At 73.1% G+C, this 13154-nt stretch carries 12 protein-coding genes; 3 read left to right on the plus strand and 9 right to left on the minus strand.

The window, feature by feature from the left end; translation table 11 throughout:
- Positions 1-2 precede the first annotated feature (2 nt).
- Positions 3-1409, plus strand: coding sequence for an NAD(P)/FAD-dependent oxidoreductase (locus tag ACIRPX_RS30945; RefSeq protein WP_404201369.1), 1407 nt, complete (start codon positions 3-5; stop codon positions 1407-1409).
- Between the two features lie 76 nt (positions 1410-1485).
- Here the strand turns inward: ACIRPX_RS30945 and ACIRPX_RS30950 are convergent, their stop codons facing one another.
- From ACIRPX_RS30950 to ACIRPX_RS30960, 3 genes are all read right to left on the minus strand, one after another.
- Entirely contained in the window at positions 1486-2982 is a 1497-nt protein-coding gene (locus ACIRPX_RS30950) for an MFS transporter (RefSeq protein WP_404201371.1), read from the minus strand.
- A 56-nt stretch (positions 2983-3038) separates the two neighbouring features.
- Entirely contained in the window at positions 3039-4043 is a 1005-nt protein-coding gene (locus ACIRPX_RS30955; protein ID WP_404201373.1) for an alcohol dehydrogenase catalytic domain-containing protein, read from the minus strand.
- A 69-nt stretch (positions 4044-4112) separates the two neighbouring features.
- Positions 4113-5273, minus strand: coding sequence for an NAD(P)-binding protein (locus ACIRPX_RS30960; RefSeq protein ID WP_404201375.1), 1161 nt, complete (start codon positions 5271-5273; stop codon positions 4113-4115).
- Between the two features lie 153 nt (positions 5274-5426).
- Between ACIRPX_RS30960 and ACIRPX_RS30965 the strand changes: the two genes are divergently transcribed.
- Complete coding sequence (locus ACIRPX_RS30965; RefSeq protein ID WP_404201377.1) at positions 5427-6137, plus strand: pentapeptide repeat-containing protein; 711 nt, start codon at positions 5427-5429, stop codon at positions 6135-6137.
- 38 nt (positions 6138-6175) lie between these two features.
- Here ACIRPX_RS30965 and ACIRPX_RS30970 read toward each other — a convergent pair whose 3' ends face one another.
- Complete coding sequence (locus ACIRPX_RS30970) at positions 6176-6676, minus strand: hypothetical protein (protein WP_404201379.1); 501 nt, start codon at positions 6674-6676, stop codon at positions 6176-6178.
- 67 nt (positions 6677-6743) lie between these two features.
- Here ACIRPX_RS30970 and ACIRPX_RS30975 point away from each other — a divergent pair, with 67 nt between their 5' ends.
- Complete coding sequence (locus ACIRPX_RS30975; protein ID WP_404201381.1) at positions 6744-8138, plus strand: M1 family metallopeptidase; 1395 nt, start codon at positions 6744-6746, stop codon at positions 8136-8138.
- A 48-nt stretch (positions 8139-8186) separates the two neighbouring features.
- Here ACIRPX_RS30975 and ACIRPX_RS30980 read toward each other — a convergent pair whose 3' ends face one another.
- The 5 genes from ACIRPX_RS30980 to ACIRPX_RS31000 all read right to left on the minus strand — a co-directional run bounded on the left by ACIRPX_RS30980 (position 8187) and on the right by ACIRPX_RS31000 (position 13026).
- Entirely contained in the window at positions 8187-9746 is a 1560-nt protein-coding gene (locus ACIRPX_RS30980) for a M4 family metallopeptidase (protein WP_404201456.1), read from the minus strand.
- 271 nt (positions 9747-10017) lie between these two features.
- Complete coding sequence (locus ACIRPX_RS30985; RefSeq protein WP_404201383.1) at positions 10018-10542, minus strand: GNAT family N-acetyltransferase; 525 nt, start codon at positions 10540-10542, stop codon at positions 10018-10020.
- Positions 10543-10589: 47 nt separating this feature from the next.
- On the minus strand, positions 10590-11198 hold the full coding sequence (locus ACIRPX_RS30990) for an FMN-binding protein (RefSeq protein ID WP_404201385.1): 609 nt from the start codon (positions 11196-11198) through the stop codon (positions 10590-10592).
- A gap of 87 nt (positions 11199-11285) precedes the next feature.
- Positions 11286-12617, minus strand: a complete 1332-nt coding sequence (locus ACIRPX_RS30995) for a ferric reductase-like transmembrane domain-containing protein (protein ID WP_404201458.1) — start codon at positions 12615-12617, stop codon at positions 11286-11288.
- A gap of 124 nt (positions 12618-12741) precedes the next feature.
- Complete coding sequence (locus ACIRPX_RS31000) at positions 12742-13026, minus strand: ATP-binding protein (RefSeq protein WP_404201387.1); 285 nt, start codon at positions 13024-13026, stop codon at positions 12742-12744.
- Between the last annotated feature and the right edge of the window lie 128 nt (positions 13027-13154).

The following is a 13154-nucleotide window of genomic DNA, read 5'->3' on the forward strand; positions in this document are numbered from 1 at the left end:
CCATGAGCAGCTCGGCGAAGAGTGTCGTGAACGGTGGGATCTCCTTCTGGTACGCGGACGACGGGCTCCCCGCGGTGCGGCGGCCGCTCGCCGGTGACGCCGCCGCGGACGTCGTGATCGTGGGCGGCGGGTACACGGGCCTGTGGACCGCGTACTACCTGAAGAGGGCCGCGCCCTTCCTCAGGATCACCGTCCTGGAGCAGAAGTTCTGCGGATACGGTGCCTCGGGGCGCAACGGCGGCTGGCTGTACAACGGGATCGCGGGGCGCGACCGGTACGCCGGGCTGCACGGGCACGAGGCCGCCGTGCGGCTGCAGCAGGCCATGAACGACACCGTCGACGAGGTCGTGCGGGTCACCGCCGAGGAGGGCATCGAGGCGGACGTCCACCAGGGCGGGGTGCTGGAAGTCGCCACCACACCGGCGCAGTTGGCCCGGCTGAAGGCCTTCCACGAGCACGAGCTGTCGTACGGCGAGAAGGACCGCGAGCTCTACGGCGCCGCCGAGGCGGCCGAGCGGATCCGGGTCGCGGGCGCGGTCGGCGCGAGCTGGACCCCGCACGGGGCGCGGCTGCACCCGGTGAAGCTGGTGAAGGGGCTGGCGGCCGTCGTCGAGGCGCTCGGGGTGACGATCCACGAGTCGACGCCGGTGACGGAGATCCGGCCGAAGCACGCGGTGACGCCGTACGGGACGGTGCGCGCGCCCTACGTGCTGCGCTGCACCGAGGGGTTCACCGCCGGTCTCAAGGGGCTGCGGCGCACCTGGCTGCCGATGAACTCCTCGATGATCGCCACCGAACCGCTCACCGACGAGCAGTGGGAGTCGGTGGGCTGGGAGGGCCGCGAGACGCTGGGCGACATGGCGCACGCCTACATGTACGCGCAGCGCACCGCCGACGGGCGGATCGCGCTCGGCGGGCGCGGGGCGCCGTACCGCTTCGGGTCGCGGACCGACAACGACGGACGGACGCAGGAGGCGACCGCCCGGGAGCTGCGGGAGATCCTGGTGCGCTTCTTCCCGTCGCTGGCCGGTGTGCGGATCGCGCACGCCTGGTCCGGTGTGCTCGGGGTGCCCCGGGACTGGTGCGCGACGGTGACGCTGGACCGGACGACCGGGCTCGGCTGGGCCGGCGGCTATGTCGGCTCGGGCGTGGCCACGGCGCATCTCGCGGCGCGCACGCTCACCGACCTGGTGCGGCTCGACTCGGGCCAGGGCGGGCGCACCGACCTGACCGCGCTGCCGTGGGTCGGGCACAAGGTGCGCAAGTGGGAGCCGGAGCCGCTGCGCTGGCTCGGCGTGCACGGCATGTACGCCACCTACCGGGCCGCCGACCAGCGCGAGCGGCGCACGCACAGTGCCCGGTCCTCGAAGCTGGCGCGGTTCGCGGACCGGGTGGCGGGGCGGCACTGAGACCGGACGCCGAAGGGGAAGGAGAAGGGGCCCGCGGTCCGGCGGGCCCCCTCCCGGCGAGTGGTGCGGACCACGGCTAGAGCGCCGGCTCGGGTACCGGGTTCTCCGCGGAGCTGCCGTGCCTGGGGGCCTTCGCCGTCACCATCAGACCTGCCACCAGGCCGGCCAGGAGCATGATGCCGACGGCCCACCAGATGGCGACCGTGTACCCGTGGACGACGCCTTCCTTGAGGACCAGGGCCTTCTGCGCCGGGTTGTGGAGGTGGGCGGTGATGTAGGCCGCGCTGCTGCTGGTGGCGATCGTGTTGAGCAGCGCCGTACCGATCGAACCGCCCACCTGCTGCGAGGTGTTGACGGTCGCCGAGGTCACGCCGGAGTCCTGCGGGGCGACGCCCGCGGTGGCGGTGGCGAAGACCGGCATGAAGGTCAGGCCCATGCCCAGGCCCATCAGGAGCAGTGCGGGCAGGATCTCGCCGGCGTACGACGAGTGGACCGTGATCCGCGTGAAGAGGGCCATGCCGCCCGCCGCGAGGATCATGCCCGGGACCATCAGCGTCCGCGGCGGCACACGGTTCAGCAGCCGGGCGGAGATCTGGGTGGAGCCGATGATGATCGCGACGGTCAGCGGCAGGAAGGCCAGGCCCGTCTTCACCGGCGAGTAGGCGAGGACGACCTGCAGGTAGTAGGTCATGAACAGGAACAGGCCGAACAGGCCGATGGTGGCGAGGGCCATGGTCAGGAAGCAGCCGGCGCGGTCGCGGTCCTTGACGATGTGCAGCGGGAGCAGGGGCACGGGTGCCCGGGTCTGCCACCACACGAAGGCCACGAGGAGCACGACGCCCACCGCGAACAGCCCGAGCACGAGCCCGTCCGTCCAGCCCCGCGACACGGCCTCGCTGAAGCCGTAGACGATCGCGACCAGTCCGCCGCAGCCCAGCAGCGCGCCGGGGACGTCGAGGCGGGCGCCCGCGTGGCCGGGGCGGTCGTGGAGCAGGGCGAAGGCGCCGAAGACGGCGACGACCGCGATGGGGATGTTGACGTAGAGGCACCAGCGCCAGTTCAGGTACTCCGTCAGCAGGCCGCCGACGATGAAGCCGATCGCCGATCCGCTGCCGGCCAGGGCGCCGTAGATGCCGAACGCCTTGCCGCGCTCCTTGGGGTCGGTGAAGGTCGTCGTCAGCAGCGAGAGGGCGGAGGGGGCCAGTACGGCGGCGAAGGCGCCCTGGAGGGCGCGGGCGCCGAAGAGCATGCCCGAGGAGCTGGCGGCGCCGCCGAGCGCGGAGGCGGCGGCGAAGCCGACCAGGCCGATGACGAACGTCCGTTTGCGGCCCACCAGGTCGGCGACGCGCCCGCCCAGCAGGAGCAGTCCGCCGAAGGCCAGGGTGTACGCGGTGATGACCCACTGCCGGTTGCCGTCGGACATGCCCAGGTCGCGCTGTGCGGACGGGAGGGCGATGTTCACGATCGTCGCGTCGAGCACGACCATGAGCTGCGCGAGGGCGATGACCACCAGACCCCACCAGCGGCGGGGGTCGGCGTCCGGGGGAGCTTCACCTGTCCGGGTGTCACTCATCCGGTCAGAAGACCATGGATCGATGCGTATCGCATCCTCGGAGGCTTCGTGCCTGGTCATGGCTCCAGTACCACCTTTCCTGTCGTTGCGCGCGTTTCGAGTGCCCTGTGTGCGGCGGCCGCGTCGGCGAGCGGGAAGCGCTGCACGGCGGGGCGCAGGCGCCCCGCGGCGGCCTCGGCCAGCGCGCGCAGCTCCAGGGTCTGCAGGGGCTCGGGGCCGCCGGCCTCGCGCAGCATCACGGGGCCGAGGACCTGTTCGGAGACGCCGTCGACGAGGTAGGGCTCCCCGCCGCGGATGCCCTCGGCCGACCAGCCGAAGACGAGGTGTCTGCCGCCGGGGCCGAGGAGGCCGGTGGCGTGCCGGGCGACCTCGCCGCCGACGCCGTCGAGGACCACGGTGGCCGAGGGGGTCCCCCCGGCCGGGCGAAGCAGTCCGTCCAGGTCGGCGCGGACCTTGTCGGGCCAGGCCGGGTCGGTGTAGTCGGCGGCGACGTCGGAGCCGTTCGCCTGCACGCGCGCGACCTTCTCGGGGCCGCCCGCGAGGCCGACGACGACCGCGCCGGCGTTCTTGGCGTACTGCACCAGCAGGGTGCCGATGCCGCCCGCCGCCGCCGGGATCACGGCCACGGAGTCCGGGCCCAGCCCGGCGAACTGCCCGATGCCCATCACCGTACGGCCCGTGCCGATCATGGCGACCGCCTGGGCCGCGTCCAGGTTGGCGGGGATCTCGTGCGCCCGGTCGACGTCGACGACGGCCAGTTCGGCGTAGCCCCCGGGCGCGAATCCGAGATGGGCCACGACGCGCCTGCCGAGCCACAGTTCGGCGACGCCCTCACCGAGCGACTCGACCACGCCGGCGACCTCGCGGCCGGGGACGGTGGGCAGCCGGGGCGGTTCGGGCAGCGGCCCCCGCAGGCCCTCGCGGAGGGCGGTGTCGAGCAGGTGCACGCCCGCCGCCTCGACGGCGACGCGGATCTGGCCGGGGCCGGGCACGGGATCGGGGACCTCCTCGTGGCGCAGGTTGCCGGCCGGGCCGAAGGCGTGCAGACGGATGGCGTGCATGGTGAATCCCCCAGATGTTCCGCATGTTCGTGAGAGGCCCACGGTGGGTGAGAGCCTCACTGTTCAACCTCAAGCTCGCTTGAGGTCAAGGGAGTGCCGGCCGAGGGCCAGGGAGACCGCGGTGAGGGCGCTGTTGAAGGAGACCTCCGACAGGACGCCCGGGGCCGCGACCTGGTCGCCGACGAGGTAGACGCCGTCTCCGCGGTCGACGGCGGGCCGGTCGCGCCAGCTGGTGCCGGGCAGGTCGACGGCGCCGGTCCGGCCGTTCGCGACGGACTCGCGCCGCCAGGTGACGCGCTCGCGCCAGCCCTCGAAGGCGAGATCGAGGAGCTGCTCGGCGCGGGCCGTGCCGTCGCCCTTCGACTCGTGCGGGGCGATGGGGATCTGCCCCTGGATCAGCTGCTCGCCGGCCGGTGCGAGGGAACGGTCCTGCGCGGTGAACCGCTCCAGCCAGCCGGGGGCGTCCAGGTCGGACACCGCGAAGGCGTCTCCGCGCCGGGTCCGCACGGCGAGGTCGATGAGGGCCGTACGGCCGCCGGTCCAGGTCAGGGAGGTGTCGCCGAGCAGCCGCCGGGCCGCGTCGAGGGAGGTGGCGACGATCACGGGGCCGTCGGCCGGCAGGGTGTCGACGCGGGACAGGGTCTCCATCCGCACGCCCAGGTTCCAGGCCCGCGCGGCCATCCGGTCGATGACGCTCGCCCAGCCGCCGCGCGGGTGGTGTGCCGCGGGCGGCAGCCGGGTGGCCCGGCGCAGCCGCTCCTGCACGAAGGCGGCGGAGAGGGCGCCCGGGTCGTGGTGGAAGAGGGCGACGGCGGAGTAGTGGGCGGCGGCACGGGCGCCCTCCTCGCCCGCGATCCGGGTGGCCCAGCTCAGGAAGTCGGTGTCGGCGGGCGCCTGCTGGAGCCCCTGGCGCAGCAGCTTGAGCATCGCGAAGGGCGGGGTGCGGCGCAGCACGCCGTGGTGGCGCAGCCGCAGCCGGGCCGCCTCCAGGGGCGGGATCGGGGCGAGCGGGCCGAGCAGGTCGCGCTGTCTGAGCCAGGACCAGTGCGGGCCGCCGCTGTAGAGGGTGTGCGGTCCGTCGTTCGTCCGGTACGGCTCCTCGGCCGTGCGGGCCCTGCCGCCGAGCGTGTGATGGGCCTCGTGCACGGTTACTCCGGCGCCCGCCTCGGCAGCGGTGATGGCCGCGGTCAGTCCGGCGAAACCGCCGCCGATGACGGTGATGCGGTGCATGGGTGGGGCTCTCCCTCGGTGTCGGACCTCTCGCGCGGCCGCCGTTCGTGGTCGCTCTTCGTGGATACGACGGTTTGCGGCACCCGGAATGTGACAGCGGCCGCGTTCTGCCTGGTCAGAGGGATTGTCAGGAGCGGGGTGCAGGATGGGGCCATGGTGCGGAGAGCGGCGGGTGGTCCGGGTGCGGCGAGCGGCGGGGGAGGCTCGCGCGGGCCGGTGAAGGCGGCGCGGCGGCCGGAGGTGCGGCTGCCTCCGCTGGAGCCGTTCGCGGGCGGGGAGCTGGAGACGGACGGGGACTACGACGGGCTGGAGTTCCGCGAGGCGGATCTCGGCGGGCAGGACGGCGGGGGCGCCCGGTTCATGGACTGCGCGCTGACGGGGTGCGCGCTGGACGGGACGCGGCTGCGGAAGGCCCGCGTCCTCGACTCGGCGCTGACGGGGCTCAGAGGTGTCGGCACGGATCTCGCGGAGGCCACCCTGCGCGACGTCGAGCTGATCGACGCCCGTCTCGGCGGTGTGCAGCTGCACGGCGCCGTCCTGGAGCGCGTCGTCGTCCGCGGCGGCAAGATCGACTATCTCAATCTGCGCAGGGCCCGGCTGAAGGACGTCGTCTTCGACGGCTGCGTCCTGGTCGAGCCCGACCTCGGCGGCGCCGTGCTGGAGCGCGTGGAGTTCGTGGACTGTGTGCTGAAGGAGGCGGACCTGACCGCGGCGGTGCTCAGGGACGTGGATCTGCGGGGCGTCGTGGAGCTGGGGATCGCACGCGGCGTGGACCGGCTGGCGGGGGCGGTGATCAGCCCGGCGCAGCTGATGGATCTGGCGTTGGTGCTGGCGGCGGAGCTGGGGATCCGGGTGGAGGGCTGACGGGGTTCATCGGCGGGCCGCGCCGACGCCGGCGGGCGTCACGGGACGCGGGGGAAGCGGGCCTGCAGCGTCCAGATCGCCGGGTTCTCGCCCAGGTCGTCGTGCAGGTCCACCAGGTCGGCGATCAGGTCGTGCAGGAAGTCCCGTGCCTCACGGCGGAGTTCGGCATGGGAGAAGGTGAGCGGCGGTTCGTCGCCGGGCATCCAGTCCGCCTCCACGTCCACCCAGCCGAAGCGCCGCTCGAAGAGCATCCGGTCGGTCGACTCGGTGAAGTCGAGCTCGGCGTGCTGGGGACGCGCGGCCCGCGATCCCGCCGGGTCCCGGTCGAGCCGTTCCACGATGTCGCACAGCGCCCACGCGAAGTCGAGCACCGGCACCCATCCCCAGGCTGTGGACAGTTCCCGGTCCGCCTTGGTGTCGGCGAGATAGACGTCGCCGCAGAACAGGTCGTGCCGCAGGGCGTGGACGTCCGCGCGGCGGTAGTCGGTCTGCGGGGGGTCCGGGAAGCGGTTGGAGAGGGCGTAGCCGATGTCGAGCACGTACGAGATGGTGTCACGCCGCCCGGACCGGCCGAGACGGCGTGCGGGGCGTCCTAGGATCGCAGCCGTGTCCCGATCCGTACCGCTTGTCCCGGCCGCCGTCCTGCTCGCCCTCGCCCTCACCGCGTGCGACGGCGGTGTCCACGGCACTCCGGGCGGCTCCGGCGTGCACGACCCGTACTTCCCGAGGGCGGGCGACGGCGGGTACGACGTCGGCCACTACGACCTGAGACTCGCCTACGACCCCGCCGGGCACCGTCTCACCGGCACCACGACCCTCACCGCCCGCGCCACGAAGGACCTCTCCGCCTTCGACCTCGACCTCGAGGGGCTGCACGTCGACGACGTCACCGTGGAGGGCCGGCCCGCCCGCTGGAACCGTGCCGGACAGGAGCTCACCGTCCGCCCGCACGACGACCTCGCCGACCACGAGACCTTCCGCGTCACCGTGCGCTACTCCGGCACCCCGCGCACCCTGACCGACGCCGACGGCTCCCACGAGGGCTGGCTGCGCACGGCCGACGGCGCGCTCGCGCTCGGCGAGCCGGTCGGCTCCATGACCTGGTTCCCCGGCAACCACCACCCCTCGGACAAGGCGACGTACGACATCGCGGTCACCGTGCCGAAGGGCCTGCAGGCCGTGTCCAACGGGGAGTTGACGGGCGAGACGAGCGGCAGGGGCGGCACCACCTTCAGGTGGCACACCGCCGAGCCGATGGCCGGCTACGTCGCCACGGTCGCCGTGGGCCACTACGACATCAGCCGGTACACCATCGGCGAGGACCGGCTGCCGGTCTACGTCGCCGTCGACCCGACCCAGGCGAAGGCGAGCCGGAAGGTGCTCGCGAAGATCCCCGAGATCATGCAGTGGGAGGAGGACAACTTCGGGCCGTACCCCTTCTCCTCCACCGGCGCGATCGTCGACCGCCCGCAGGATGCCGAGTACGCCCTGGAGACCCAGACCCGGCCCGTCTTCCCCGGCGCCCCGGACACCGGGACGCTCGTCCACGAACTCGCCCACCAGTGGTACGGCGACTCCGTCACGCCGAAGACCTGGCGGGACATGTGGCTCAACGAGGGCTTCGCGACCTACGCGGAGTGGCTGTGGGACGAGGACCACGGCGGCGACAGCGCGCAGAAGACCTTCGACGAGCTCTACGCCCACGGCGAGGACGACTACCCGGACATCTGGGCCTTCCCGCCCGGCAGGCCGAGCGGTGCCGGCCACATCTCCGACGACCCGGTCTACGCCCGTGGCGCGATGGTCCTGCACAAGATCCGGCAGACGGTCGGCGACGACACCTTCTACGACATCATCCAGGGCTGGGCCGCCGCCCGCCGCCACGGCAACGCCGACACCGCGGATTTCACGGCGTACGTCGAGAGGACGGCACCGGACAAGGACTTCGGCCCGATCTGGAAGACCTGGCTGTACGGGGAGGGGAAGCCGGACCGTCCGTGAGGAGGCCGTCACGACGGACGGTCCGGCCGTATCACCCCGCGTGTCGGGTCAGTTGACGTTGACCGCCGTCCAGGCCGCGGCCACCGCGTTGTACTCCGCGCTGCCCGCGCCGTACAGGTCGCTCGCGGCCTGGAGCGTGCCGGTGCGGGCGCCCGCGTAGTTCGTCGACGAGGTGAAGTACGTGGTCAGCGCCCGGTACCAGATCTGGTCGGCCTTGTCGCGGCCGATGCCGGTGACCGTCGAGCCGTCGTAGGTCGGGGAGTCGTACGAGACGCCGTTGATCGTCTTCGCGCCGCTGCCCTCGCTCAGCAGGTAGAAGAAGTGGTTGGCGACGCCGGAGGAGTAGTGGACGTCGAGATGGCCGACCCGGCGCGACCAGTAGTCGGCCGAGCCGCCGTCCTTGCTGGGCTTGTCCATGTAGCGCAGCGGGGTGCCGTCGCCGTTGATGTCGATCTTCTCGCCGATCAGGTAGTCGCCGGGGTCGGAGGCGTTGTCGGCGAAGAACTCCACGGAGGTGCCGAAGATGTCGGAGGTGGCCTCGTTCAGGCCGCCCGACTCCCGGTTGTACTTCAGGCCGGCCGTCGCGGCGGTCAGGCCGTGGCTCATCTCGTGGCCGGCCACGTCCAGCGAGGTGAGCGGGTGGCTGTTGCCGGAGCCGTCGCCGTAGGTCATGCAGAAGCAGCTGTCGTCCCAGAAGGCGTTGACGTACGCGTTGCCGTAGTGGACGCGGGAGTAGGCGGCTCTGCCGTCGCCCGCGATGCCGTTGCGGTTGAAGGCGGACTGGTAGAAGTCCCAGGTGACGGCGGCGCCGTAGGCGGCGTCGACGGCGGCGGTCTGGCGGTCGGCGGGGGTGCCGTTGCCCCACTTGTCGTCGGCGTCGTGGAAGAGGGTGCCGGTGCCGCTCGTGCCGCCGCCCAGGTCGTACGTCTTGTGGCCGCCGCGCCCCGCGTCGATCAGGTCGTAGCCGCCGGAGGCGGAGGCGGTGGTGCCGATGGTCACCGTGCCGCTGTACTCGCTGGTGCCCGTACCGGTGTCGACGGCCTCGTAGGAGTAGATCTTCTTGCCGGTGCGGGCGTCCGTGACGACGTGCAGCTCGCTCGGGGTGCCGTCGTCCTGAAGGCCCTTGACGACGGACTCGTAGGCGAGGACGGGCTTGGCGCCGGCGGCCCAGACGACCTTCCGGGTGGTGGCGGACGTCGCTTCGCCCGCAGCGGCGGCGGCCTTCAGCGCGGCCTTCCTGGCGGTCGCGGTGGAGACGGTGGCCTCCGTGGAGGCCACGGATATCCGGGCCTTCGTCGCCTTGCTGACGCCCTTGAGGGCGCCGCTCCCGGTCACGTGGGTGACCAGGTCGCCGCCGAGGACGGGCAGGCCGGCGTAGGTGCGCTCGTAGCGGGTGTGGACGGTGCCGTCGGCGTCCTTGACGACGTCCTGGGCGATGAGCTTCTCCTGGGCGCCGAGGCCGAGTTCACGCGCCGTCGAACCGGCGGCGTCCTGGGCCGACGCGAGGGCGGCGGCGCGTGCCTGGGCGCCGAGCGGGACGGCGGTGGCGCCGCTCGTGCGGGTGGGGGCTGCGGTGGCGGCGCCGTTCTGCAGGGCGAGCACGACCATGGCCGCCGAGCCGATCAGGGCGGCGGTGCGCAGGGCGTGGCGATGCTGACTCACTCGGTCTCCTTAGGGCTGGCCTCATGGTGGGGGCACAGGTGGGGCACAGAGTTGCGGCGAGCGAGGAGAGCGTGACACCCGGACCGGCCTGTTTGGCAGGTCACCGTCAAGAAACTTTACGTGATCGTGTCCGAAAGCCGTGGTGCGAAATCCGTTATACGGACGGGTCGGGCCGGGTCAACTCCACGTCCAGTAAGCGGAGTCGGGGCGCGGAACGTCACACCCGGCGGGTCAGTTCCTTGCGCAGCACCGAGCAGGGGCGGCCCAGTCGGAGATCGGTGCGGCGGTCGATCACCTCGTAGCCGAGGGCCGTCCAGAAGGCGAGGGCCGCGGGGTTGTTGTCGAGTACGGCGAGACGGACGGCCCCGCGGCCCGCCGCCCGGAAGCGGTCCTCGACGAGCGTGGCCAGGCGTCGGCCGTGGCCCTGGCCGTGCAGGCCCGCGTCCACCATCAGCAGGCCGATCCACGGGTCCGGATCGGACGGGTCGGGGTGGCGGCCGAGAGTGACGGCGATCCCGACGAGCCGGCCCTCGCTGCGCGCGAGCAGCACCTCGACGTCCGGGTTCACGAACTCGTCGGCCAGCGCGGTCGCGACCTGCTCGGGCCGGATGTCGTTCGGGTCGGGGAAATCACCGCTGAGGGCGTGGAAGTCGCGGTTGGAGGCGTAGAGGGCGGTCAGCTCGGTGAGGATCGGGGCCGGGAAGCCGTGGTCGGGGGTGAGGCGGAGCTGCTCCAGGATCATGGTGCGCAACCTATCCGCCCGCACGGGCGGCCGGGTCCGAGGCGCGGTCAGAGGCCGGCCCGGTCCAGTGCGCTCTGCAGCGACTGCCGGTAGCCGGCGCTGGTGTACGAGGCTCCCGACACCGTGTCGATGCTCGCGCTCTGCGCCTGGAGCGTCTCCTGGTTGAGCTTGGGGACGGCGGTGGAGTTGATGTCCTTGCTGCGTGCCGTCTCGTCCGGGTACTGAACGGCGCTCGCCCCGGTGATCCTGCTGCCGCTGAGAGTGATCCGTACCTGGACGGGACCGTACCTCGTCTGCGCCGTGGTCCCGGTGACGGTGCGGGGCGCGGGTGCGGCGGCGGTGGTCTTCGGGGCGGAGGGGGCGCTGCTCGTCCTGGTGGGGGTGGCGGGCGCCGGGCGCGATGAGCTCGGTGTGGCAGCGGTGTGCTTCTTCGCGGGCGTCCTCGACCGCGGGGCCGACGCGGACGGGGAGGGCGAGGCCGCGGACGGGGAAGGCGGCGCGGAGGACCGGGCCGTGACCGTGGCCGCGGCAGTGGGGGCGTCGGCCTGTGCCGGACCCGGGTCCGTGCTCGGCTTCAGAGCGAGCAGCAGCACGATGCCGGAGACGGTGCCCACCGTGGCCAGCAGTGCGTGGCGGAACGGATGTTTCTTCCTCACGGGAGTCCCAGCGCACCAACGGATCCAGATGTCACAGGCTCACCGACAACCCCCCCGCGAGGTCAGAACCCGGGACCTGCGGCGAGGTCAGAACTCGAACGACTCGTGGTGGATACGGCGGTGCGGGACGCCCGCCTCGCGCAGGGCGGCGTACGACTCCTCGGCCAGCCCCGGCGGACCGCACAGGTACACGTCGTGGCGGGCGATGTCCGGCAGGATCCGGCGCAGCATTTTCGCGGTGATCGCGGGCCGTCGCCCGTCGGGGCTGTTGACCGCGTAGAGCAGTTGGGCCCCGCGTTCGTCCGCGATCGCCTCCAGCTCGTCCCGCAGCGCCAGTTCCTCGGCCGTGCGGGCCCGGTAGAGCAAGGTCAGATCACCGGACGCGGCGGGCAGTGTCTCGAACAGGGCCCGGAGCGGGGTGATGCCCGCGCCGCCCGCGAGCAGCAGTACCTTGCCGCGGCTGCGGCGGGCCGCCGTCATCGCTCCGTACGGGCCCTCCGCCCACACACGCGTGCCGGGCCGCAGCCGGGCCAGCGCCGCGCTGTGCCCGCCGACCGCCTTCACGGTGATCCGCAGCAGGTCGGGGCGGGGCGGCGCCGACAGGGAGTAGGGATGCGCGGTCCACCGCAGGCCCTTGGTGAGGAACCGCCAGCGGAAGAACTGCCCGGCCTCGGCGCCCAGGCGGTGCAGCCGCCGGCCCCGGATCAGCACGGAGACCACACCCGGCGTCTCCTGCACCACCGCCTCGACCCGCATCCGGTGCCGGAGGTTGAGCCGCAGCGGAGTGAGCACGCGGAACCACAGCAGCAGTGCGCCGACCAGGAGATACAGGGCGTACCAGGCCGCACGGGCGGCCGCGTCGCCGACGAACTCGTCGCCCGTCGTCAGCTGGTGCCAGAAGGTGAGGTAGACCGCGGCGTAGGTGAGCAGGTGCAGGTAGTACCAGGTCTCGTAGCGCATACGGCGTCGTACGGCGCCGGCGGAGACGAAGCCGACGAGGAGCAGCAGCAGGGTGCCGGCCGTCGCCGCGACCATGTCCGGGTAGCCGGTGACGACGGACACCGTCTGCGCCACGACGCCGGTGTCCGACTGCAGGGCGTATCCGTAGAGGATCAGCACCACGTGGGCGAAGGCCAGCGAGAGCGCGTAGCGGCCGCTGCGGGCGTGCCGGCGCACCACGCGGTCGGAGCCGACCCGGCGTTCCAGCGCGGGGACGCGCGCCATCTGGGCGATCACCAGGGCGATCGCGTAGCCGGCGAGCAGTCCGGTGATGCGGCCCGCGTTCACCAGCCGGTCGGCCGTGGTCGCGGCGACGGCGGGCGTGCCCCGCCACCACAGCCACACGACGGCGGCGGCGCCGGCCCAGGAGAGCGCGAGCAGGGGTGTGGCGGGGGAGCGCCGGGGACGGATCCGGCGCATGGCCTGCCGCCGGCCCGCGCGGCCGTGCTGGATGGTCGTCAAGGCGTGTCTTTTCTGTCGGGGACGGTCTGTGAGGGCCCCCTCCCTGCATCCACCTGGTCCAGCGCACCGGGAGGGCCGACCGTCACATCCTCCGCGGCGCGGCGGGCGACCGGGTGGTGTCCGGCCGGCGCGGCAGGACGGCCGTGTCGCCCGGCGCGACGCCCCACTTGTCTGCGCGCGCGTCCACGAGCACGGGGCCGCGGCCCGACGCGGCGTCCGCCGCGGCGGGACGGCGGTGCGGCAGACGGTCACCCCGTGTGTCGGTGACCTCGGTGCGGAGGGTGCCCGCGACGACGTGGAGCGTCAGGCGGACATCGCGCCCCGGTACGCGGCCGCGCGGCGCCGCGTCCGTGGCCGGCTCGGCCACGATGCGCTCCGCCGGCTCCACCGGCATCCCCCGGGTGCGGAGTTGCTCCGTCGCCGGCAGCCCGGCCGGCCGGGCTCCGCGTGGCGTGGGGGAGAGCTGGACCGTGAAGTCCCGGACGGCGGCGGTTT

This window comes from Streptomyces sp. NPDC101225 (assembly GCF_044767585.1).
In the GTDB taxonomy this organism is placed as follows: domain Bacteria; phylum Actinomycetota; class Actinomycetes; order Streptomycetales; family Streptomycetaceae; genus Streptomyces.

Coding starts and splice junctions, on each gene's coding strand:
- ACIRPX_RS30945 (WP_404201369.1), top strand. CDS start 3: ATGAGCAGCTCGGCGAAGAGTGTCGTGAACGGTGGGATCTCCTTCTGG.
- ACIRPX_RS30960 (WP_404201375.1), bottom strand. CDS start 5,273: ATGCACCGCATCACCGTCATCGGCGGCGGTTTCGCCGGACTGACCGCG.
- ACIRPX_RS30965 (WP_404201377.1), top strand. CDS start 5,427: ATGGTGCGGAGAGCGGCGGGTGGTCCGGGTGCGGCGAGCGGCGGGGGA.
- ACIRPX_RS30985 (WP_404201383.1), bottom strand. CDS start 10,542: ATGATCCTGGAGCAGCTCCGCCTCACCCCCGACCACGGCTTCCCGGCC.
- ACIRPX_RS30980 (WP_404201456.1), bottom strand. CDS start 9,746: ATGGTCGTGCTCGCCCTGCAGAACGGCGCCGCCACCGCAGCCCCCACC.
- ACIRPX_RS30950 (WP_404201371.1), bottom strand. CDS start 2,982: ATGAGTGACACCCGGACAGGTGAAGCTCCCCCGGACGCCGACCCCCGC.
- ACIRPX_RS30955 (WP_404201373.1), bottom strand. CDS start 4,043: ATGCACGCCATCCGTCTGCACGCCTTCGGCCCGGCCGGCAACCTGCGC.
- ACIRPX_RS30995 (WP_404201458.1), bottom strand. CDS start 12,617: ATGCGCCGGATCCGTCCCCGGCGCTCCCCCGCCACACCCCTGCTCGCG.